Here is a 21415-nt window from a genome sequence, read left to right on the forward strand (position 1 = left end):
TTCCTTGTCAGTTGTGTGCATCAACCTTTCAACGCGCCGGCAGTGAGGCCGGAAACGATGCGGCGCTGGAAGATCAGCACCAGAATCACAAGTGGGACGGTGACCAGCACCGACGCCGCCATCAACAGACCCCAGGGCAATTCGTGGGAGCTGCCACCCGAAATCAGGGCGATGGCGACCGGGACTGTTCGCTGGGCGTCTGTCAGGGTGAAGGTCAGGGCAAACAGGAACTCGTTCCACGCGGCAATAAAAGCCAGCAGGCCGGTCGTGACCAGTGCGGGCCACAGCAGCGGCAACAGCACGCGGGTCAGCGTGACCCAGGGCGATGCGCCATCCATGATTGCCGCTTCTTCCAGTTCATGCGGCAGTTGCCCCATGAACGTGGTCAGCACCCAGACGGTGAAGGGCAGGGTGAAAATCGTGTAGCTCAGGATCAGCGCCCATGAGGTGTTGTACAGACCCAATGCGCGGATCACTTCAAACAGCCCCGACAGCACCGCGACCTGAGGAAACATGGAGACGCCGAGCACTATCATCAGGACCGTGCCGCGCCCTCGGAACTTGACCCTGCCCAAGGCATAGGACGCCGTCAGGCCCAGGAACAGCGCCAGTACCACCACACTCAGCGCAACCACCAGCGAGTTGGCGATGGCCTGCAGGAATGACGCTTGGCTGAGGACCGTTGCGTAATTGGAGAAGTCAGCTTCGGTGATCCAGTAGCTCACTTCAAACAAGGCGCTGGACGGTTTCAGCGAGGTCAGGATGGCGTAATAAAAAGGGAAGATTGCGTACAGCAGCACGATCCCGACAAGGCCCCAGAAGGCCAGGCGCAGCAGCGCTTTTTTCAGTTGGCGCAGGCTCATGAGCGCACCTCCAGCTGGCGACGTCCGAGGTACAGGTAAAGCATGGCAATCACGGCCACGACCAGAAACAGCAGGGTGGAGGCGGCGCTGCCGTAGCCGACGTCCTGGAATTCCACCAGATGCTGGCGGGCATAGACCGACATGCTCATGGTGCTCGAAGAGTTGGAGGTCAGGACGTAGATGACGTCGAATACCCGCAACGAATCGAGGATGCGAAAGATCGCTGCGACCAGCAGGGCGGGCATCAGCAACGGCAAAGTGACACGCCAGAACACTCGCACCGGATGAATGTCGTCGACCCTGGCGGCTTCGTAGCAATCGCTTGGCAGCATCTGCAGTGCCGCGAGCATCAGCAGGGTGACAAAGGGCACGGTCTTCCAGACGTCGACGATGATCACTGCCCACATCGACAGGTCCGCATCTGCGGTCCAGGCCAGCGGCGCGTCGATCAGGCCCAGGCTCAGCATCATGTGGTTGATGATGCCGAACTGGTCATTGAGCATCCACGACCAGATCTTCGCCGAGACGATGGTCGGAATCGCCCACGGGATCAGAATCAAAGCACGGACCAGCGCGCGGCCGGTGAACTTGACGTTCAACAGCAACGCCACCATCAGCCCCAGGACCATTTCCAGCCCGACCGACACCACGGTGAAATGCAGGGTGTTGCGTACCGCGTTCCACCATTGCGGATCGACCAGAACGCCAGACCAGATGACGCCGTCGTAGAGCAGATAATTGCTCAGGCCCACGAATGAGCCACTGCCGGTATCCGACAGGTCGGCGTCGGTCAGGCTGAACCAGAAGGTGCGCAGCAAAGGCCAGGCCGCCACCAGGATCAGGCACAACAGCATTGGCGTCAGAAACAGCCAGGCGGCGCGTAGCCTGCGACGTTGTACAGGCGTTTCCCGAGTGACGAGTTCATCATCACCGGGGAAGTCGGTAGAAGAGACAGGCATGTTGGTTTCCTTACGTGTGGCTTACCAGTTCCGGCGTTTGATGCGGGTCAGTTCGCGTTCCAGTTCGACCAGTGCCTGATCGACCGGTATATCGCCCGCCAGCACGCTGTGCACCCGATCGAAGAACGCGTTGGAGACGCGTGGGTAGCCGTTGGCCGTGATGGCGGCGGGGCGCATGACCCCATTGCTGAGAATGCTGTGCAGCTGTGGGTAGTAAGGCATCGCCGCGAGCAACTCGGGGTCGGCATACAGGGACTCGATGACCGGGTTGTAGGCACCCGCCAGGGCACGCTGTTTTTGCTGTTGGGCGCTGGTCAGGTAGGCAACCAGTTCTGCCGCCAGCCCGGGGTTGCGGCTGTAGCGCGAAACCGCCAGGCCCCAGCCTCCGAGCGTTGAGGCGTGGGTGCCGTTCGCGCCGCCACTGGGCAGGGGCGCGACGCCGACCTTGTCTTTTATCGCGCTGTCCTTGCTTTGCACCAAGGCCCAGACGTAGGGCCAGTTGCGCATGAACAGCGCATTTCCCGACTGGAATACGCCACGGCCTTCTTCCTCGGTGTAATTGAGTACGCCGGGCGGGGAGATATCGCCTATCCAGCTTTTCGCCAGGGTCAGCGCGACTCTTGAGGCCTGGCTGTTCACCACGATGTCTCCGCGCGGGTTGACCAGTCCGCCGTCCGGCTGGCTGCTGATCCATTCCAGGGCGTTGCACGTCAGGCCTTCGTAGGCGCGCCCCTGGAACACATAACCCCACATATTGGCGTTGCCGGCATCGCGCTCGGCTTTTTGCACTTTTTTGGCAGTAGCGGTCATGTCCTCCCAGGTCTGCGGGACCGGCTGTTGGTACTTGTCGAGCAGATCCTTGCGGTAGTACAGCAGCCCCGAATCGGTAAACCAGGGCATCGACACCAGCCGGCCGTCGACGGTGGCGTTGTCCACCTGGGCCTGGAAATAGCCTTGTGTCGCATTCGCGGGAAGCAGTTCGCGCAGGTCCGTCAGGTGTTTGGCGAGCATCCCCGGCCACACCATGTCGATTTGAATAATGTCGATGTCGGTGGACTGGGCACTGAGGATCTGCTGGTAGAACGACAGGCGCTCGGTTGCAGAGTTAGGCGTGGAAACCACCTGGACGTTGTTGCCGGTCTGTTTCGACCAGCTATCGACTGCCTCCTTGCACAGTTGCAATTCAGCTCCGACGGCTCCGCACGAGATCGTCAGATCGGCTGCGTTCGACAGCGCAGAAAAACCGGCAGACAGGGTGAGCAGCGCGGCGGGAAGAAGAGATTTCAGCTGTTTCATAGAGCCCTCTTTATTTTTGTTTTTATAAAAGTTAACGTTAACATCGTCAATGTAGCAGCGTATTTTCGATGTGGCACCCTTTTTTCTTCGATTTGCACAATTTTGCGCTGAATGAAAAAGGCCCGGCCAACGTCACAAAAACAATAAAAACAAAACAGGAAGTCCACATGCAGAACGCATCAAGATGGCTACTCGCAGGGGTACTCGGCACCTCGACAACCGTCTCTCAGGCCGCGACGCTGGAAGAGCGGATGGCCGCATTCGAAGCCCGTGCCAGCGCTGCGGAAAAACGTGCAGCCGCAGCCGAACAGCAAACCCAGGCGCTCGCCAGGGAGCTTCAGCAACTCAAACTCGCCACCCCCGCTGCGCAGCCTGCCGCACCCGCTCCAGCGCCGACTGTGGCGACCAGTCCACAGCCCGCTCTGGATGATCGCGTGGCAAAACTCGAGGCACGCCAGCAAAGCATGGAGAAGCCCAGCGGTGCCGGACAACTCACCGATGGGTTCAGCTTCAAGGGCTATGCCCGCTCAGGTCTATTGATCAACGACGGGCTGGGCGGCGGTCGCGGCGGGCCTTACACAACCCCCGCGGGTTCAGTCGGTGGGGCAGTCGGGCGCCTGGGTAACGAAGACGACACCTACATGCGCTTCGATCTGTCGAAAGAAATCTATGCGCAGAACGGCACGCGTTCCAAGTTCACCGTCTCCATCGCCGATGGCGTTGAAAGCTATAACGACTGGACGGCCACCGAAAGCAACCTGAACGTGCGTCAGGTATTTACCGAACTCGACCACATCGCCGCGTTCAAGGGTAATTCGGTGTTCGAGAACGCCACGCTGTGGGCCGGCAAGCGCTTCGACAGGGATAATTTCGATATCCACTGGCTGGACTCGGATGTGGTCTTTCTGGCCGGTACCGGTGGCGGTATCTACGATGTGCAGATGACCAAGGACTGGCGCTCGAACTATTCCCTGATCGGACGTAACTACGGAGATTTCAGTGAGGGCGGCGTCGATGCCGATGTGGAAAGCTACATCCTGACCTCCAACCAGTTCTTCGACAACGGTCAGTGGCAGTGGATGTTCAACGCCATTGGCGCAAAGAAAAACGACGTCGGTACGCGCACCAATCAAGCCGGTTTTGCACCCGCAGACTCAGGCCTGCACACCATGTTGGCCAATCACCAAAAAGACTTTTTCGGTCGGGAAGGCTTCTTCAAGACGGCGTTGCTCTATGGGCAGGGCCTGGGTGCACAGGTCAAGGACATTGGCGCGGATGGCGAACTGCTCGACGACGCCCGCGCGTTGCGTCTGGCCATGTATGGCGAAACGCCTATCGCGCCGGGATGGCGCATCGGCCCGAGCCTGCTGGCCGAGCAGAGCAAAGACCGCTATGTCAAAGGCGACGATTACCGTTGGCTCACGCTGAACATGCGCCTGGCCAACGAGATCAACAGCAACTTCGAGATGGCCTACGAGCTGAGTTGGCAAACCATGGACCTCGACCCCAAAGGCTACCTGCAACGCAATGCCGTCGACGGTAACTTCTGGAAGTTTACGGTTGCACCGACCTTCAAGCCGGACATGGGGGACCTGCTCACGCGTCCCGAACTGCGAGTGTTCGCAAGCCTCATGAACTGGTCTTCGGACCTGGACCGCTACAGCACGACCGGCAACTTCGGCAAAAGCGACTTCAACGCCGGTGGTGTATGGCAATTCGGCATTCAGATGGAGACCTGGTTCTAAGCTCTGTAGGTAAAGCCCGGCGCCGTGTGCCGGGCTTTGAATCGGTCTACTGCTACCCAATGAGCAACAAGACAATCCTACTGACCAGCTACGCCCTCCATCACCTCCACCCTGAGCACCTTGTTGGCAGCGGTAATGTACGCCCAACTGGCCTGCTCACTGGAGCAGAACGTCAGGTTGCTGGTGTCGGCAGCCGCGACCAGCAGTTTGCCCAGTGGCTTGCCTGCTGGGGAGAACACCTGAATACCTTCCTTGCTGCTGCTCCACAAGTTGCCGAGCGCGTCGACTTTGATCCCGTCCGGGATGCCGGGCTCGATGTCAGCGAACACCTTGCCGTTGATCAAACGACCGTCGCGTACCTGATAGACCATGATGCGATGTGCCAGCTTCTTGTTGGTGAAGTCGTGGGCCATCTGTGAGTCGGCCACATACAGCAGTTGTTGATCCGGCGAGAAGGCCAGGCCGTTGGGCGAGTGGACTTCGGGTGTGTCGAGGCGGGTGATTTCCCCGGTGTCGGGTACGTAGCGATAGATGAACTCGCCGCCTTGTTCGGGCTTGCCGCCATAGCCCTCGCTTTTGCTCAGCACGCCGAAGGTGGGATCGGAAAACCAGAGAGTGCCGCTTTTATCCGCCACGACATCGTTCGGGCTGTTCAGTCGTTTGCCCTGGTAGGTGTCGACCAATGTACGCCACTCACCATTGGGCTCCTGCCGCACGATGCCACGCTTGCCATGCGAGGCCGCCACCACACGGCCCTGGCCGTCGAGCGTATGCCCGTTTTGAAAGTCGGCCTTTTCCAGCCAGGTGGACACGCCACCCTTTGCCTGCCAGCTGTCGACCTTGTTGGCCTTGATGTCACTCCAGATCAAACGGCCATCGGCCAGGCACAGCGGGCCTTCTGCCCATTTCGCCTGATCGGTGAGCAGCTCGACGCGGGCCTGGGGGGCGACCAGTTGACTAAAGGCTGGATCGATAACCACTTGCCGAACAGGGACGACGGCGTCGGTTGCGCCTGCTGAACCTGCGGCCAGGAGCGCACCGCCCAATAACCATGAGGAGGGGCGCAGGAAGCGTTTTTTACAGGTTGGTTTCATGTGTTCAGGTCCGTATGCAATCAGTAGGCACAGCTGCCGTTGGTACGTTTGTCAGCCGCATCTGGTTTAAGTTTGATGATCAGCTGAACATTGGGTTGATCACCCACTGTGCGCGTCAGGTGGCCTACACGCTCGTCATCCGCACGCGGCCGGGACCGGGTGTCGGCATTGAACTGCATCTCTCCCGGTCCTTGCACCAGCACGCTGCCGTCGGTGGTTTCCACTGACCATTGCCCCTGCAGGGTGATGACCCATTGTGGCCCCGGCGCGTGGTGCCAGTTGCCGACATAGCCCACCGGCAGCACCGCGTAAGCGATGCTTTCAATATCGTCAGGGGAGACGCCGACCCATTGCGGCGCGGCTGGCGGGGCATAGCTTTTGAACTCCAGGCCTTCCAGGCGGCAGTGGCCCACATGCGTGGCACCTTTTTCGTCAGCCCACAGCGTGGCATATGACACAGGCGGTTGCAGTTGACCGTTGCTGTGAGTCATTTGCGTAGACTCTTTCGGCACCGATTGCACGTCGGCATTGGCACTCGCCATGCCCGCGCAGGCGGCGCAGGCCAGGGCCAGGGTGTATAGAGACTTCATCGGGTCACTCCGTTTACAGGGAAATTCCATGTGTCTTTCGCAAGACAGCGCGCTGCTCAGGCCGGTCGGGTGTGAGGCAGCCAGCGCTGCTGCAAATCCCGCCGTATGACTTCGATCACCCACATCCACAGCAAGTGCCCGAAGGTTTCAGATAACAACTCCGAGGCAGGCAGCTCCCACAGCGGCGGTGCCCAATGGAACGTCGGCAGGATGACGCCGTGAAAACCCAGAGTCACCAACAGGCCGAAACCCAGACCCTGCCACAGGGCGGTGCGCGGATACCTGAGTACAAGCAGGCAATAGAACATGGCGAAGAAGATGGAAAAGCCATGGTGGACCAGGGCACTGCCGTAATTCACAACATGCTCTGAATACACGTAGGTCAGCTGCTGAGCGTTGATGCCCAGCGAATCAAGCATTTCCACAGGGGGGACCGGGCGATCCGGCGTGCGAGGCGGGAAGGGTATTTCTGTGCCCCATTTGATGAAACTGGAAACATTGCCCCCAACAAAGCCGGCCAGTGCGGCGACACCATACGCTCGCGTGTTCAAATCGATGCCCCTTCTTCGATAGACCAGGCTGTGAGCGATCTCGCCCTAGCCGTTGAGCCATGAAGTATGTGCAACGCTCATTTATTTGTAACATACTAATTTGATAGCTCATTGATACTAAAAAAATATCAGATGATTGATTTGAAATTGATGCGCCAGTACGTGGTGGTCGCTGAAACCTTGAATTTTCGCAAGGCCGCGCAGCGCTTGAACATGTCACAGCCGCCACTGAGCGTTGCGATTCGTCGTCTGGAAGAATGCCTGGGCGTGCAGCTGTTGCAGCGCAGTACGCGCTCCACGCAACTGACCGCTGCAGGCGTCGTGTTTCTGGCCGAGGCTCGGCAGACACTGTTGCAGGCCGAACGGGCCTGTGAAATGGCACGTCGCTCTGCGGCAGGCATGCTCGGCACGATTCGCCTGGGCTTTGTCGATAGCGTTGTCGATGGTTTGCTGCCGGCGCTTCTGCGTCGCTATCAGGCTGCGAACCCGAACGTCGATATTCAACTGCAGGAGGCCACCCCTCCCGAGCAGCTTGAAGGCCTGCGCAACGACCGGCTGGACGTCGGCATTCTGGTGCTGCCGGTTATAGAGCCGGGCAATATCTATATCGAGCCGCTGTTCGAGGACCGCATGATCGCGGTGCTGCCGCAGGATCATCCCTTGGCAGAGCAGACGTCCATCGGTCTTGCGGCGTTGGCAGATCAACCCTGGATTCTGTTCGCCCCGCATCATGGTCCGGGCATGCACTCGCATATTCTTATGGCCTGCGCCAGTGCAGGTTTCACCCCGCGGGTCGTGCAACAGCCTCGCCAGATGCAGACCACGGCTGCGCTGGTGGCTGGCGGAATGGGCGTGGCGCTGATGCCGCAGCGCTATGCCCGACGTCAGCCTGGGCGGTTGGCCTGTCGCGAGCTGACGGGCCCGGGTACACCTGTTGCCTATGTGCTGGCGCTGGCGTATCGCGAGCTGTCTCCGTGTGCGCAGTCCTTGCGCGAAGTGATCATGGAGCTGGTTCAGTCGCCGGCGTTCACGCTGTCGTCCGCGGAGTCATGACGCCGTCACTTGGACCTCAACCCGCTATTCGCGTGCCGGTTCAAATGCACTGAACGCCTTGCTACGGCCTGACTCCAAATCTTGCCCCGGCGCTCAAACCAATGCATCACGTCGATGGGTGTTCGAATCCTCTGCCAATCAAGGAATTCCCATGACCGATCCACGTAACGTCGCCCACGACAAAAAAGTCCAGCAAGAGAAAAAGAACCACGGCGAAGAAATCGCGCCGAATGCCGAGCACGCGCCTCAGCCTGGTATGAAGCCAGCACTCAAGCACGATGATGACGAGCAGGAAGAGCAGGCGTAAGCCAGTGACCTGATCGTGACTTTTGGCGGTGCTGACTGATGTCAGCATCCGCTGGGGGCCGCCTTCGAGCTCATTAATTCAGGCAGGTAACAGAGGCCTATAGCATGCTCAAACACATCATTTTTGACGTAAACGAGACGCTGCTGGATCTGGCTGCGCTCGATGGTTTCTTCGAGGGACTGTTCGGCGACAGCCGCTTGCGCACCGAATGGTTCCTGACGCTGCAAGAGTGCTGGATGACCAACACCATAACCGGCCAGTACCAGGCGTTTGGTGATCTGGCGCAGGGCGCGTTGAGAATGGTTGCCGCACGGCACCAGGTTGAAGTGGGCGATGATCAGTGCCAGGCCCTGGCCGCAGGCATCAAATCTCTTCCTGCGCATAACGACGTTCATCAGGCACTGCAGTTATTGAACGACAAAGGATTTGTGCTCATTGCCCTGAGCAATGGCGCGCTGGAGGCGCTGCGGCAACAGCTCGAATTTGCAGGATTGACCGACTGCTTCGAGCACATCATGGCCGGCAGCGAAATCGGTCAATTCAAGCCCGCCGTGGCAACCTATCAAATGGTCGCACAGCGCCTGGGCATCGCGCCGGATCAGATGATCATGGTCGCTGCGCACGCCTGGGACATCGCCGGGGCTGCCCAGGTCGGATGTCGCACCGCGTTTGTCGAGCGTCCGGGAAAGGTGCTCAACCCGATCGGCACCCAGCCCGATTTAATCGGTAAAGATGTTCAGGATGTCGCCATGAAACTCTGCGCAGGTCCGTTTTAGCGCTGATTCGCGAGTCGGCTTCCAGCGGTCCCTGATCACTTGCAGACGTTCATTTGAAGGGAATGATCGATATCTCGCCGTTCCTCTCAATGATCGCGTACCTGATGTCCTTCATCTCCACGATCCCTTGCGTGGTTCGCGCTGCCTCCATCACATCTGATTCACTGATACGCGCCTCTCTCATTCGTTTGGTCAGTGGCTTGCCATCCTCCACGATCACAGTAGGGCCGCCATCCAGAAACTTTGCCAGCCGCTTCGATCGGCGCTTGGCCAGGGAAAAGCCGACGTCTATAGCGATAAGGGTGGAGATGATCAGTATTGCGTTGGTGACCGAAAAATCATCGCCCAGCAGCGCTTGCTGAGTGGCCTCGCCAATGATCAGCAACAAGACGAAATCGAAGGTGGTGAGGTCGGTAAGGGAGCGGCGTCCGGCAATACGAAACAAGACCATCAAGACAAAATAAATCGCTGCTGCTCTGAGCACTGCATCCATAAATCGCTTTCTCTCTACGGGTAGATGAACCTGGGCATCGGCAGCGTTTCGCCACCCAGCATATGCATTTGCCCTCGGTACAGTCCCACCCCGTTACTGCGAACAGTCAGGTACAAGGTGGCTAAACCGTCCTTGTCGGCCTGCATCGGAATGACCAGATCACGGCCTTCGCTGTGAAGAGGCGCAGGCTGGGGATTAAGTTTCTCGATCGACACACCTTCGAGCAGCCCACTGCCGACGACCAGATAACGCATTTCGGAGGGGGCGCCTTTGGACGTGACAATCATATCGTCCTGACTGCCGTTGCGGCTGAAGCGCTCGTAGCTCACCTGCAATTTGCCGTCTGCCGTTCGAGGCTCCACCTGGCTCAATGGCCCTTTGGAAAACAAACCGGCAAGGGTCAGCACTATCAAGACAATCAGGCCTGCCCAACCGATGCGCTCAAAGCGCCAGACTCGACGCTGTTGCGCCATATCTTCCTCGACGGGATATGACCGGCTGCGGAACTCATGGTCGTGCGCCTCATCACCGCTTAGTGCCATTAACGTGCTTTCCGTTAGTGAAATTTTGTAGGGGCCTATACGCCCCGTTCAGCCCGCTGCCCAGGCTGGCTGCAAGCTTTGCCATGGCGGGTGAGCGTTGAAGAGTAGCGACCGGGTTGGAGGGGCGGGCGTGGTGACTTTATCTGCCCATCGACGGTGAGTCGACAGAAACCCTGACTGCACAGTCTTGGGCTCAACCTCACCTGTGCAATATCACCTGATGAATCTCCTGCAACGGAATGATCCGTTGCGCCGCATTCAGTTTGATTGCTTCCTTGGGCATGCCGAACACCACGCAGCTGGCCTCGTCCTGAGCCACTGTAGCGCTGCCGGCGTCGAGCATTTCCTTGAGCCCGCGCGCGCCGTCGTCGCCCATGCCGGTCATGATGATGCCGGTGGCGTTCTTGCCGGCGAATTTGGCCACCGAACGGAACAGCACGTCCACCGAAGGACGATGGCGGTTGACCAGCGGCCCGTCGATGACCTGGACGTGATAGTAGGCGCCGCTGCGCGTGACCATCATGTGTTTGCCACCGGGGGCTATCAGCGCGAGGCCGGGCAGGATGCGGTCGTTGTTTCTGGCCTCGCGCACCTCGATCTGGCTCAGGCTATTGAGGCGTTCAGCGAACGATGCGGTAAATTTTTCCGGCATGTGCTGAACGATGACCATGCCGGGGCAGACGCGGGGCAGGGCAGTCAGCACGGCTTCGAGTGCCTGGGTGCCACCTGTCGAGGTGCCGATGGCGACGATGCGCTCAGTGGTCTGCGCCATGGCATGGCCGCCGGCAGCGGGCAGAATGGCATCGGCGGTCAGTTTGCTGGCCGGGGTCAGCACCGGGGCGGCGGTGCGCTTGCCGAGGTTTCTGACGTTGGAGTTGGCGGCTGCGCGTACCGCTGCAACCAGCTCGGCGGCCGAATCGATGAGGAAGTTTTTCAGGCCAGTGGTGGGTTTGGTGATGATTTCCACTGCCCCGGCAGACAGCGCCTGCAATGACGTTTCCGCGCCTTTCTGGGTTAGCGACGAGCAGATCACCACCGGAGTCGGCCGCTCGCTCATGATCTTCTTGAGAAAAGTGATGCCGTCCATGCGCGGCATTTCCACGTCCAGCACAATGACGTCCGGCCATTCCTGAGCGAGCTTGCCCATGGCGAATATCGGGTCCGACGCCGCGCCTATCACGTGAATGTCGGGGGTGTCGTTGAGGATGGCCACGAGTACCTGGCGCACCACGGCCGAATCATCGACCAGCAGTACGCTGATTTTTTTGTTTGGCATCTTTTTCAAGTGCTTCCATTGGTTGGTGCCTGACCCATACGTTTCCGTCCCACAGGTCGAAGATGATGCTGCGATGGCCGGTGCTGCCCAGGTCCTGAGCCATCAGTTTCAGGCGGTTCTGTTCGGCCAGCGCAAGCGCCGCGTGGACGTTGCTGTCAGCGACGTTTCGCATGTGCGGATCATGGCGATGAGCAGGAAACATTTCGCCGCCGCCGAATAGCTTGACCTGATATTCCTCTGGCAGGGTGCCGTTGGCCAGTGCGTGGCGAATGAGTATTTCCATCGCTTCGTCAGCGTACTTGCCGTCCAGTGGCTGATGCCTGCGTATGCGCCCGGGCAGCATGAAGTGGCACATGCCGCCAATACGCCGCCACGGGTGCCAGAAGGTAATTGCCACGCATGAACCCAGCAACGTGCGCAGGCGAGTCGGGCGGGTCTGAAAGACCACTTCGCCAGGCCCCAGCACTATTTCGGCTACACCGACGGGCGTGTTCATGGTTTGCGGTAGATCGAAGGGGAGACCATTTTCAACATGTCATTTACACCGTTCAGGCTTTCTGAGTGGCTGATGATGAAATAGCCTCCTGGCTTGAGACGCGGGATCAACCGCGCCACCACTTTGCTTTTGGTTTCCTGATCGAAATAAATCATCACGTTGCGCAGGAAAATGACGTCGAACTCGCCCAGATCCGGCAGGGTGTCATTGAGATTGACCTGCACAAAGCTGACCCGGCTGCGCAACGACTTGTCGATCAGAAAGGTCCCTTCCTGGCGACCTATGCCTTTCAGACAATATTTGAACAGCAAAGGTTGCGGCAACGTTTCGGTGCGCTCCATCGGGTAATGCCCGCTGCGCGCCTTGCTCAGCACGCGGGTGCTGATGTCCGAACCGACCACTTCCCAAGGTGTGCTGCCCAGTTGCTCGGCCAGGGTCATGGCCAGGCTGTAGGGCTCTTCGCCGGACGAACTGGCGGCGCTCCAGATGCGGAATACCTTGCCGGGTGTCACCTTGGTCAGCACCTGCTGACGCAGAAAATCGAAGTGCTTGGGCTCGCGGAAGAAATACGTTTCGTTGGTGGTCAGCAGGTCCAGCGCCACTTGCAGCTCGCCGTTGCGCTGATCGTTCATGATCAGCTTGAAATACTCGCCATAGTTGTCCAGCTCGTAATGCTTGAGACGCTTGAACAGGCGGCCGGCGACCAGCGCTTTCTTGGCCAGCGTGAGTTTGATGCCCGCAGCGTTGTACAGCCAGTTCTGGAACTGGCCGAATTCGCGATCGGTGAGCGACGCTGTATCAGGCATGTGCAGACCTCACGTCGCGTCGACGTCGGGCGGCAGCGACTGGCTTGCCTCGGCGAGGCTGGACATTTCATCGATGGACAGCACGCGGTCGACCTCAAGAACGATCACGAACTTGCCGTCGACCTTGGCCATGCCGCTGATAAAGTCGGCGCGAATTCGCGCGCCGAAGTTCGGCGGCGGCTCGATCTGCGACGCCGGAATCTCCAGCACCGCCGAGACATTGTCGACCAGCAGACCGATGTCCTGCGGCTGGCCGTCCTCGCTGTTGGCCTCGATGATGATCACGCACGAGCGCCGGGTGATGTCCGAGTTCTGTCGCCCGAAGCGCGCCGACAGATCGACCACCGGCACCACAGCGCCGCGCAGGTTGATCACTCCGCGCACGAAGGCGGGCATCATCGGCACCACCGTCAGGCTGCCGTACTCGATGATTTCCTTGATGCCCAGAATGCCGATGGCGAACATCTCGCCACCGAGCATGAAAGTCAGGTACTGCGCCTCTTCTTCGACCGTCGCTGCGGTCTGTCGAGTCGTGACCAATGAGCCCATGTCGTTCTCCCCTGGAGTCTCTATCGAAGCCGGCAATCAGAAACGGGTGAATTCCGATTCGTCCGGGGCGCCCGCCATGCTTTGCGCAAATGCCTTGCGCTGAACCTGTTGCGGCGGGCGCGGAGGCTGACGGCTCGGGCTGTTGCGGCTGTCGAGATTACCGCTCTGTGCGACTGCCCTTGGCGATGCGTCGAGGGTGAAGAAACTCATGGCCTGTTGCAGTTGTTCGGCCTGGCTGCTCATTTCTTCAGCGGTGGCCGCCAGTTCTTCGCTGCTCGATGCGTTTTGCTGGGTGACCTGGTTGAGTTGGGTCATGGCGGTGTTGATCTGCGCCACACCGGCAGCCTGCTCTTCTGACGCTGCACTGATTTCCTGCACAAGGTCGGAGGTCTTGTTGATCGACGGCACCATCTCGTCCAGCAGCTTGCCGGCCTTCTCGGCCATGTCCACGCTGCTCGACGACAACTCGCCGATTTCCTGCGCGGCCACCTGGCTGCGTTCGGCCAGCTTGCGCACCTCGGCGGCCACAACCGCGAAGCCCTTGCCATGTTCGCCGGCACGCGCGGCTTCGATGGCAGCGTTGAGGGCGAGCAGGTTGGTCTGGTAAGCGATGTCGTCGATGATGCTGATGCGCTGGGCGATTTTCTTCATCGCCACGACGGTCTGCTGCACCGATTCGCCGCCATCGGTAGCTTCCTTGGCGGCCTTGCTGGCCATGCCATCGGTGACCTTGGCGTTCTCGGTGTTCTGATTGATGCTGGCGCTCATCTGCTCGACCGACGCGCTGGTCTCTTCGACGCTGGCGGCCTGCTCGCTGGTGGCCTGGCTCATCGACTGTGCAGTGGCGCTGACTTCTTCCGAGGCGCTGGCCAGGTTGTCGGCGGCATTACGCACTTCGCCGATGATGTGCGACAGCTTGCCGACCATGTTGCGCATAGCGTTGAGCACCATGCCGGTCTCGTCCTTGGAGCCGTGGCCGATGTGGGCGTTGAGATTGCCTTCTGCCAGCTGCTCGGCGGCAGTTGCAGCCTCTTTCAGCGGGCGGGAAATGATCCGGGCGATGAACAGCGCCAGACCCAGGCCTATCAACAAGGCTGCAACCAGTACGACGACGATCGAGATGCGTGCGTTTTCATACAGCTTCGTACCCTTGTCACCCGCGACAGTCGCGCCGGCGTCGTTGAGCTCGACCATTTTTTGTAATTGGCTGGTCAATTCGTCGAAGTGCATTTTGGAATCGCCCCTCAGCAGTGCTCGTGCCTGGGCTTCGAGGCCCTGACGCGACATGTCGAACAGCTCGCCGCTGCTCTTGAGGTACGCAGTCCATGTCGCGGTAGCGCTATTGAACAACTGGCGATCCTCATCACTGACCACCAGCTTGTCGTAGGTGGCCAGGCGGGTTTCGAACTGTTTGCGAGCGTCCGCTGCTTCCAGCTCCATCTGCGCCTTTTCCTGGGTGGTGTCAGCTGCAATGTGGCGGTTTTCCTTCAAGCGATAGTTGGCGGCGAAGAAGCGCATGCCCGAAGCCGCACGCATGGACGGCATCCAGTTTTCCTTGATGTCCTGAGCGGCCTGGTTAACCTGGCCGAGCTGGATGATGGCAAAGACTCCCATGGCCGCGGTCAACGCCAGAACCACCAGAAACGAGGTAATCAGCTTGGTGGAAATCTTCAGATCGTAGAACCATTTCATTGAAGTAACTCCTTGGGAATTGCGAATCCGTCAGCGAGAAGTGGGCAGCAGAGGTTGAGGCGCCTGGGTCGAGCGGGCCTCCATTTGTACGATCTGATTGAGCAGGGCGGGAATGTCGAGAATCAACGCCACCGCACCACTGCCCAGGATCGTCGAGCCGCTGATGCCGCGCAGCGCGCCGAACAGCTTGCCCAGAGGTTTGATAACGGTTTGGAACTCGCCAAGCAGGTCATCGACCACCAGCCCGGCCTTGTGCTCGGCGTAACGCACCACCACCACGTTCTGGCGGCGCGCGGCCGGGCCTTCATGATTGAAGTGGTCGCGCAGGTAGACCAGCGGCAGCACTTCGCCACGCAGGTCCAGGTAGCCGCTGTCACGGGTCAACTGCCGGTTGTGTTCGTCCAGTTCGATGCATTCCTGCACCATGTCCAGCGGGATCACGTAAGTCGACTGATCGATACCGACCAGAAAGCCGTTGATGATCGCCAGCGTCAGAGGCAGGCGAATGCGCACGATGGTGCCCTGACCGGGCTGGCTGTCCAGATCCACCGTGCCGCGCAGCAACGTGATGTTGCGCTTGACCACGTCCATGCCGACACCGCGCCCCGAGAGGTTGGTGACGGCTTCGGCGGTGGAGAAGCCGGGCTCGAAAATCAGGTTGTAGATTTCCTGATCGGTGAGGCTTGCGCCGGCCGCCACCAGACCGCGTTGCTGGGCCTTGTCGAGGATGCGCTCGCGGTTGAGTCCGGCGCCGTCGTCGGCGATTTCGATGACGATGCTGCCCGAGTCGTGGTACGCATTCAGGCTCAAATGACCTTTGGCCGGCTTGCCCGCCGCGCGACGCGCTTCGGCGCTCTCGATGCCGTGATCCATGGAGTTGCGCAGCAGGTGCATGAGCGGGTCGCCGATCTTTTCGACGACGGTCTTGTCAAGTTCGGTCTCCGCGCCATTGATAATCAGGTCGATATCCTTGCCCAGTTCCTGGCTGACATCGCGCACTACACGGCGGAAGCGATTGAAGGTGTCGCCGATGGGGATCATGCGCAGGTGCAGCGCACCATCCAGAATCTGCTCGACCAGCCCCGATACCGTCGAGCTGGCTTCCTGAAGCGGGTCGTTGTCGCACGACTTGGCCAGCAGGCTGGCGCCAGCGCTGGCAATGACCAGCTCGCCGACCAGATTGATCAGTTCGTCGAGCTTGTCGGCGTTGACGCGCACATAGCGGCCATCCTTGTTTTTCTGCTCGCTGGCCGAAGAAGGGCGCTCTACAGCCGTTGCCGTTGCCGTTGCGGGCGTACGAGGCACTGCGCGCTGATCGCCCAGCAGTTCGCCGCTGGCCACCATAGGGCTGTGCTCGGGCTGCGAGACCAGTTCTGTGCCAGTAGGCTCGACGTGGTCTGGCGTCTGGTTCACTGGGGTGATTTCTACCGCGCAGTCTTCACGCACGAAATCGAAGACTTCATTGATTGCTGCGTGTCCGGCAGCAGAGCGGAAATCGATCTCGAAACCCAAGTGGCAGGATTCCGGGTCCCACGCCTCAACTGCTGGAATGCTGTCGGTTATCGTCGTGACCTGGACCATCTGCCCCAGGGTATTGAGGTAGCGCAGGAACGACAGCGGATCCATGCCGTTGCGAAACACATCCACGCCAAAACGTAGCGAGATATGCCAGAGCATATCGGCTGACTGTTCATCATCGCTGACCACCGGCGCACTCGCGCTGTCAGTTGCCCCGGCGCTGGCCGGTGCCTGGAACACCTGCAGTGCCTGACGCAGCGCCGCCTCGCGCTCCAGAGCAGGCTGCTGCAACTGCTCGCCACGGCTGGCGACCACGTCGATCAACTCAAGCATGTGATCGCCGGATTTGAGCAGCACTGCGATCAGCTCGGCGTCTACCGAAACACTGCCTTCACGCAGACGATCCAGCACGTCTTCGACTATGTGAGTAAAACTGACGATAGGCGTCAGCCCGAACAGTCCGGCCGAGCCTTTGATGGTGTGCGCTGCGCGAAAAACCGCGCCGATCGCGTCCAGGTCGCCGGGCTCGCTTTCGAGTTGCAGGAGGGATTCCTCCATGGCCTGCAAAAGCTCACGCGCTTCGACGATGAACGTCTGCTGTGCCTGATCGAGATTAATACTCACGATGACTTCCTTGATCGATCACTGGGCAGTACTGCAAATGGACGCGCTACAGCACGACACCCGGATTACATAACTCGAAGGTTTCGCTGACCGCTTTGCTTTGCCCGGTCAGGTGCAGCGAAGTCCCGGTCTTGCCGGCTTCGCGCTGGATAACTGCCAGCAGTTGCAGGCCGGCGCCGTCCATCTCGGTGACCTGTGAGAGGTCAACCTCCAGGCGTGCAGCTGCGCCGATCTGTGGCAGTAACCTGGCGGCCAGTTCGGTCACGGTGTAGATCGTCAACTCGCCGTCTATCTGCACGCGTGCAGTGTCGGTGGCGTTCTCGTCTGGCGTGGGCATGCTGGCCTCCATGGGCCTGGGTCTCAGGGCAGGATCAGCTTGGAAACCGCTGCAAGCATTTGTGCCGGCTGAAACGGTTTGACGACCCACGCCTTGGCGCCTGCGGCCTGACCTTCGGCCTTTTTCGATTCTTGGGATTCGGTAGTCAGCATGATGATCGGCGTGAATTTGTAGCTGGCCAGCTTCTTCACTTCCTTGACGAAGGTGATGCCGTCCATGTTCGGCATGTTCACGTCGCTGATGATCAGGTGCACTTTCTGTCCGGTGAGCTTGCCCAGTGCATCTTTCCCGTCACAGGCTTCGATAACGTCGTATCCGGCACTCTTCAGCGCGATACCGACGACTTGCCGGACGCTGCTTGAATCGTCGACCACCAATACACTCTTAGCCATGATTTACTCCTAGAAAAACGTGATTTCCTGCGAATCCTGCTGTGCTGCCGATTCACCTCGGTGAGTGCGACGTTGCTCGTCGGTCGCGTAGGTGGACTCCATGCGCGCCAGCCATTGCCGGGCGTCGATGGCGATGGCCTCATCGGGGGACTGGCTGGCTTGCAGAAGGTGTGCGTGCAACGAGTCGATGTTGTCGCGTACGTGGGCGAGAATCTGGCTGACCCGGTCCTGAAACTGCAGGTTCACCAGGACCTCGGTCATTTCGTCGCGAATCCCGTAGCTCTCTTGCTTGAGCAGGTCGGCGGACTCGGCCAGGCGGCCAGTGATGCTCTGGAAACGCTCCAGTACGTTCTGAATGCTTTGTTCGGAAGCAGCCACCGAATGGCTGTCCTGATCGGCACCGCTCGATGCGGCCTGTACCAGCTGGGTGATGGCGTTGTTGATGATGTCGACCTTGGCGGACATCTGCTGACCGGTTTCGCTGGACTTGCTCGACAGGCTGCGCACCGCGTCGGCGACCACGGCAAAGCCGCGACCCGCTTCACCGGCGCGCGCCGCCTCGATGGCCGCGTTGAGCGCCAGCAGGTTGGTCTGTGCGGCAATCGCAGCGACGTCGGCGGCCATTGTGCGCAATTCGCCGGTATAGGCGGTGAGGCTGCGGACCTGAGAAAGCGTCTGGTCGCGGCTGGCCTGAGTGGATTTGAGCGAGTCGATCACCTGGCTCAGCTCGCTGTCACTCTGCGACAAGACTTTCAGAGCACCATCGGCGCTCTGACCGTCCAGCTCACCGGCAGCGTGTTGCGACGCCTGCACGGTTTCCTGCAGACGCTCGGAAATGCCCATGAAACGCGTGCTCAGCTCGACAATCGCGGTTTCGGTTTGCTGGCGCGAGCTCTCGACCTGCTTGGCCCAGATCGGCATGGCACCAAGGAGGATTTCATTGAACTGGGCGTTGGACGCCATGGCGCTGCTTTGAGCGCTATGCGCCTGGTGGTGATCCAGCGTCTGAGCCACGGCGCGGCGGACTTCGTTCTGCTGTGAACGCGCAGCCCAGGCACAAGCGCCGAGACCGATCGCCAGCAGTGCAGCGCAAGCCACCAGATTGGCCATACCCGTGCCGAACTGCGTGAGGATCCAGGCAATGGCGGGTATGACGGGAATGAGTGAGAACCAGATGAAACGCGGATGATTTTCTGCAGGAGTACTGCTGTATTGATTCGACATCATGGGTTCGATCCCTGAACAGTGCAGCGTTGTACACGACTCAATGGTTATCTGCGCGCCGCAGACAAACTTGATACCAGTACGAGAGCCTTCCGTCTGATCGCCTGGCGCACAACCCTATCCTGTTAAAAATAGCGGGTATTCGGGGCACCGCAAGTCGGCGCAGTAAACGCGCTGGCAGAACAGCCGGACTCACTCAGGAGAGGACGCAGAGCGTTCAGAAACGAGAGTGTTCTCCCGTGCACTTCTCGTTCCTCACGCTCCAGCGTGGGAATGCGCTTCACGACGCTCCGCGTCGCAAGAGGACGCGGAGCGTCCGGAACGGCATGCGACGCAGAGCGCCGCACGATAGTCGAGGTTATCGTTTCTCACGCTCCAGCGTGGGAATGCGCTTCACGACGCTCCGCGTCGCAAGAGGACGCGGAGCGTCCAGAACGGCATGCGACGCAGAGCGCCGCACGATGGTCGAGGTTCTCGTTCCTCACGCTCCAGCGTGGGAATGCATTTCACGACGCTGCGCGTCGCAAGAGGACGCGGAGCGTCCGGAACGGCATGCGACGCAGAGCGCCGCACGATAGTCGAGGTTATCGTTCCTCACGCTCCAGCGTGGGAATGCAGTTCACGACGCTCTGCGTCGCAAGTTCTGCGCTGCACAGGCGAATTCAAGAGCGGACGTAGAGCGTCCAGAACGGCATGCCCACGCGGAGCATGGGCACGATGGGGGTCTCCCGTACGCCTCTCGTCTGGCGTGGCTTAGTGCAGCTTCATCCGCGGCTCGGTGCCTTTGCCGATCTTGCTGCCCAGCATCAGCATCAGGGTGCGGAAGGTGCCGTACAGCGCCATCTGGTGCATGCGGTACAGCGACACGTAAAACATCCGCGCCAGCCAGCCTTCAAGCATCACGCTGCCCATCAGGTTACCCATCAGATTGCCGACTGCCGAGAAGCTCGACAGCGAGATCAGTGAGCCGTAGTCCTTGTAGGTGTACTCCGGCAACGTCTTGCCTTCGATGCGCAGGCGCAGTGACTTGACCAACAAGGATGCCTGCTGATGGGCTGCCTGAGCGCGGGGCGGGACGTTGCGGTCGGTGCCTTTTTGCGGACAGGCTGCGCAGTCGCCGAAGGCGAAGATATTTTCGTCACGAGTGGTTTGCAGCGTCGGCAGCACTTGCAACTGATTGATCCGGTTGCTTTCCAGCCCATCCAGTTCATGCAGGAAGGCTGGAGCACGAATACCTGCCGCCCAGACTTTCAAGCTGGCCGGGATGACCTGCCCGGTAGCAGTGATCAAGCCATCAGCCGTCACCTCACTGACTGCTGCATTGGTCAGCACCGTCACGCCGAGTTTTTCCAGCGTCTTGTGCACCGGCGCGCCGATGCGTTCTGGCAGCGCGGGCAACACCCGTGGCCCGGCTTCGATCACCGTGATGCGCAGGTTTTCCGGCTTGATCTGACCCAGCCCGTAAGCCGCCAGCTCATGCGCCGCGTTGTGCAGCTCTGCCGCCAGCTCGACACCGGTTGCACCGGCACCCACGATGGCCACGGTGATTTCCTGCGCGCTGTCGGCCTGACCGGCGTGGGCGCGCAGGTAGTGGTTGAGCAGTTGCTGGTGAAAGCGCTCGGCCTGTTTGCGGCTGTCGAGAAACAGGCAGTGCTCTGCCGCGCCCTTGGTGCCGAAGTCGTTGGTAGTGCTGCCCACCGCGATGACCAGCGAGTCGTAGCCCAGGCTGCGTGCCGGAACCAGTTCTGCGCCGTTTTCATCCAGCGTCTCGGCCAGATGAATCTGGCGGCTGGCGCGGTCCAGGCCGGTCATGCGCCCGAGCTGAAACTGAAAGTTGTTCCACTTGGCCTGAGCCACGTAGTTCAGCTCGTCCTCATACGAGTTGAGCGAACCGGCAGCCACTTCGTGCAACAGCGGTTTCCAGATATGCGTCAGGTTGGCATCAACCAGCGTGACACTGGCTTTGCCTTTCTTGCCCAGGGTCTTGCCCAGACTGGTAGCCAGCTCCAGACCGCCAGCGCCTCCGCCAACGATAACAATACGATGCGTCATAAGGATTACTCGGAAGGTTTAAGGAATTCGGGGGGAGCTCGATCTTCGCGAGCGCAAGGCAGCTCATAGCGTCAGAAGGCTCAATAAAGGGTTCATCACGACACTGCCCGGGCCAGGAGCGGCCTGCGCTCGACTGGATACCGGTGTGCCTGAAGGTACTCTTCGACACACCTTTGCGGT

22 protein-coding genes are annotated in these 21415 nt (G+C 59.9%); 4 read left to right on the forward strand and 18 right to left on the reverse strand.

The genetic code is table 11. The features are described 5' to 3' along the window. Positions 1 to 20: 20 nt before the first annotated feature. From BLR20_RS24720 to BLR20_RS24730, 3 genes are read right to left on the reverse strand one after another with little or no spacing between them, the layout of a single operon-like run. Positions 21 to 863: a carbohydrate ABC transporter permease gene (locus tag BLR20_RS24720; RefSeq protein WP_054992661.1), complete on the reverse strand. Its 843-nt coding sequence runs from the start codon at positions 861 to 863 to the stop codon at positions 21 to 23. Then, positions 860 to 1822, reverse strand: a complete 963-nt coding sequence (locus tag BLR20_RS24725) for a carbohydrate ABC transporter permease (RefSeq protein ID WP_054992660.1) — start codon at positions 1820 to 1822, stop codon at positions 860 to 862. The genes BLR20_RS24720 and BLR20_RS24725 overlap by 4 nt, the downstream gene beginning before the upstream one ends. Positions 1823 to 1843: 21 nt before the next feature. Then, a complete protein-coding gene (locus BLR20_RS24730) occupies positions 1844 to 3118 on the reverse strand; it encodes an ABC transporter substrate-binding protein (RefSeq protein ID WP_054992659.1) in 1275 nt (424 codons plus the stop codon). 167 nt (positions 3119 to 3285) lie between these two features. Between BLR20_RS24730 and BLR20_RS24735 the strand changes: the two genes are divergently transcribed. After that, positions 3286 to 4863: a carbohydrate porin gene (locus BLR20_RS24735; RefSeq protein ID WP_054992658.1), complete on the forward strand. Its 1578-nt coding sequence runs from the start codon at positions 3286 to 3288 to the stop codon at positions 4861 to 4863. 77 nt (positions 4864 to 4940) lie between these two features. On the opposite strand, the gene BLR20_RS24740 is transcribed toward BLR20_RS24735, so the two are convergent. The 3 genes from BLR20_RS24740 to BLR20_RS24750 are packed head-to-tail and all read right to left on the reverse strand — an operon-like array spanning position 4941 to position 7098. Beyond that, the gene (locus tag BLR20_RS24740; protein WP_054992657.1) at positions 4941 to 5957 is read right to left on the reverse strand and encodes an SMP-30/gluconolactonase/LRE family protein; all 1017 of its coding nucleotides are present in this window, start codon (positions 5955 to 5957) and stop codon (positions 4941 to 4943) included. A 20-nt stretch (positions 5958 to 5977) separates the two neighbouring features. Continuing rightward, positions 5978 to 6547: a cupin domain-containing protein gene (locus tag BLR20_RS24745; RefSeq protein WP_054992656.1), complete on the reverse strand. Its 570-nt coding sequence runs from the start codon at positions 6545 to 6547 to the stop codon at positions 5978 to 5980. Between the two features lie 56 nt (positions 6548 to 6603). Further along, positions 6604 to 7098 carry a YagU family protein gene (locus BLR20_RS24750; protein ID WP_054992655.1) on the reverse strand — a complete coding sequence of 165 codons (495 nt, stop codon included), beginning with the start codon at positions 7096 to 7098 and terminating at the stop codon, positions 6604 to 6606. A 132-nt stretch (positions 7099 to 7230) separates the two neighbouring features. On the opposite strand from BLR20_RS24750, the gene BLR20_RS24755 reads away from it, so the two are divergent. The 3 genes from BLR20_RS24755 (at position 7231) to BLR20_RS24765 (ending at position 9234) form a co-directional block, all read left to right on the forward strand. After that, a complete protein-coding gene (locus BLR20_RS24755; RefSeq protein ID WP_054992654.1) occupies positions 7231 to 8151 on the forward strand; it encodes a LysR family transcriptional regulator in 921 nt (306 codons plus the stop codon). Between the two features lie 151 nt (positions 8152 to 8302). Continuing rightward, positions 8303 to 8458, forward strand: coding sequence for a hypothetical protein (locus BLR20_RS24760; protein WP_003317799.1), 156 nt, complete (start codon positions 8303 to 8305; stop codon positions 8456 to 8458). Positions 8459 to 8562: 104 nt separating this feature from the next. Continuing rightward, positions 8563 to 9234: a haloacid dehalogenase type II gene (locus tag BLR20_RS24765; RefSeq protein WP_054992653.1), complete on the forward strand. Its 672-nt coding sequence runs from the start codon at positions 8563 to 8565 to the stop codon at positions 9232 to 9234. A 49-nt stretch (positions 9235 to 9283) separates the two neighbouring features. Here BLR20_RS24765 and BLR20_RS24770 read toward each other — a convergent pair whose 3' ends face one another. From BLR20_RS24770 to BLR20_RS24830, 12 genes are all read right to left on the reverse strand, one after another. Next, on the reverse strand, positions 9284 to 9727 hold the full coding sequence (locus BLR20_RS24770; RefSeq protein ID WP_054992652.1) for a DUF421 domain-containing protein: 444 nt from the start codon (positions 9725 to 9727) through the stop codon (positions 9284 to 9286). 14 nt (positions 9728 to 9741) lie between these two features. Beyond that, entirely contained in the window at positions 9742 to 10269 is a 528-nt protein-coding gene (locus tag BLR20_RS24775) for a hypothetical protein (RefSeq protein WP_054992651.1), read from the reverse strand. 199 nt (positions 10270 to 10468) lie between these two features. Further along, entirely contained in the window at positions 10469 to 11545 is a 1077-nt protein-coding gene (locus tag BLR20_RS24780; protein WP_010437760.1) for a protein-glutamate methylesterase/protein-glutamine glutaminase, read from the reverse strand. Next, positions 11508 to 12041: a chemoreceptor glutamine deamidase CheD gene (cheD, locus tag BLR20_RS24785; RefSeq protein ID WP_032613176.1), complete on the reverse strand. Its 534-nt coding sequence runs from the start codon at positions 12039 to 12041 to the stop codon at positions 11508 to 11510. The genes BLR20_RS24780 and cheD overlap by 38 nt, the downstream gene beginning before the upstream one ends. Beyond that, the gene (locus tag BLR20_RS24790) at positions 12038 to 12847 is read right to left on the reverse strand and encodes a CheR family methyltransferase (protein WP_010437762.1); all 810 of its coding nucleotides are present in this window, start codon (positions 12845 to 12847) and stop codon (positions 12038 to 12040) included. Before BLR20_RS24790 ends, cheD begins: the two co-directional genes overlap by 4 nt. A gap of 9 nt (positions 12848 to 12856) precedes the next feature. Then, a complete protein-coding gene (locus BLR20_RS24795; protein ID WP_005745466.1) occupies positions 12857 to 13396 on the reverse strand; it encodes a chemotaxis protein CheW in 540 nt (179 codons plus the stop codon). 36 nt (positions 13397 to 13432) lie between these two features. Then, positions 13433 to 15088 (reverse strand): methyl-accepting chemotaxis protein, encoded by a 1656-nt coding sequence (locus BLR20_RS24800; protein WP_054992650.1) that lies wholly within the window; start codon positions 15086 to 15088, stop codon positions 13433 to 13435. Between the two features lie 30 nt (positions 15089 to 15118). Beyond that, positions 15119 to 17230, reverse strand: coding sequence for a chemotaxis protein CheA (locus BLR20_RS24805; protein WP_054992649.1), 2112 nt, complete (start codon positions 17228 to 17230; stop codon positions 15119 to 15121). Between the two features lie 46 nt (positions 17231 to 17276). Then, positions 17277 to 17567 (reverse strand): STAS domain-containing protein, encoded by a 291-nt coding sequence (locus BLR20_RS24810; RefSeq protein WP_003347075.1) that lies wholly within the window; start codon positions 17565 to 17567, stop codon positions 17277 to 17279. A gap of 23 nt (positions 17568 to 17590) precedes the next feature. Then, positions 17591 to 17959, reverse strand: coding sequence for a response regulator (locus tag BLR20_RS24815; protein WP_002553206.1), 369 nt, complete (start codon positions 17957 to 17959; stop codon positions 17591 to 17593). Positions 17960 to 17968: 9 nt separating this feature from the next. After that, positions 17969 to 19186, reverse strand: a complete 1218-nt coding sequence (locus tag BLR20_RS24820; RefSeq protein WP_074595075.1) for a methyl-accepting chemotaxis protein — start codon at positions 19184 to 19186, stop codon at positions 17969 to 17971. A 750-nt stretch (positions 19187 to 19936) separates the two neighbouring features. Beyond that, positions 19937 to 21235 carry an NAD(P)/FAD-dependent oxidoreductase gene (locus BLR20_RS24830; RefSeq protein ID WP_032613626.1) on the reverse strand — a complete coding sequence of 433 codons (1299 nt, stop codon included), beginning with the start codon at positions 21233 to 21235 and terminating at the stop codon, positions 19937 to 19939. Between the last annotated feature and the right edge of the window lie 180 nt (positions 21236 to 21415).

The sequence above is a fragment of the Pseudomonas congelans genome, from assembly GCF_900103225.1.
Classification (GTDB): Bacteria; Pseudomonadota; Gammaproteobacteria; order Pseudomonadales; family Pseudomonadaceae; genus Aquipseudomonas; species Aquipseudomonas congelans.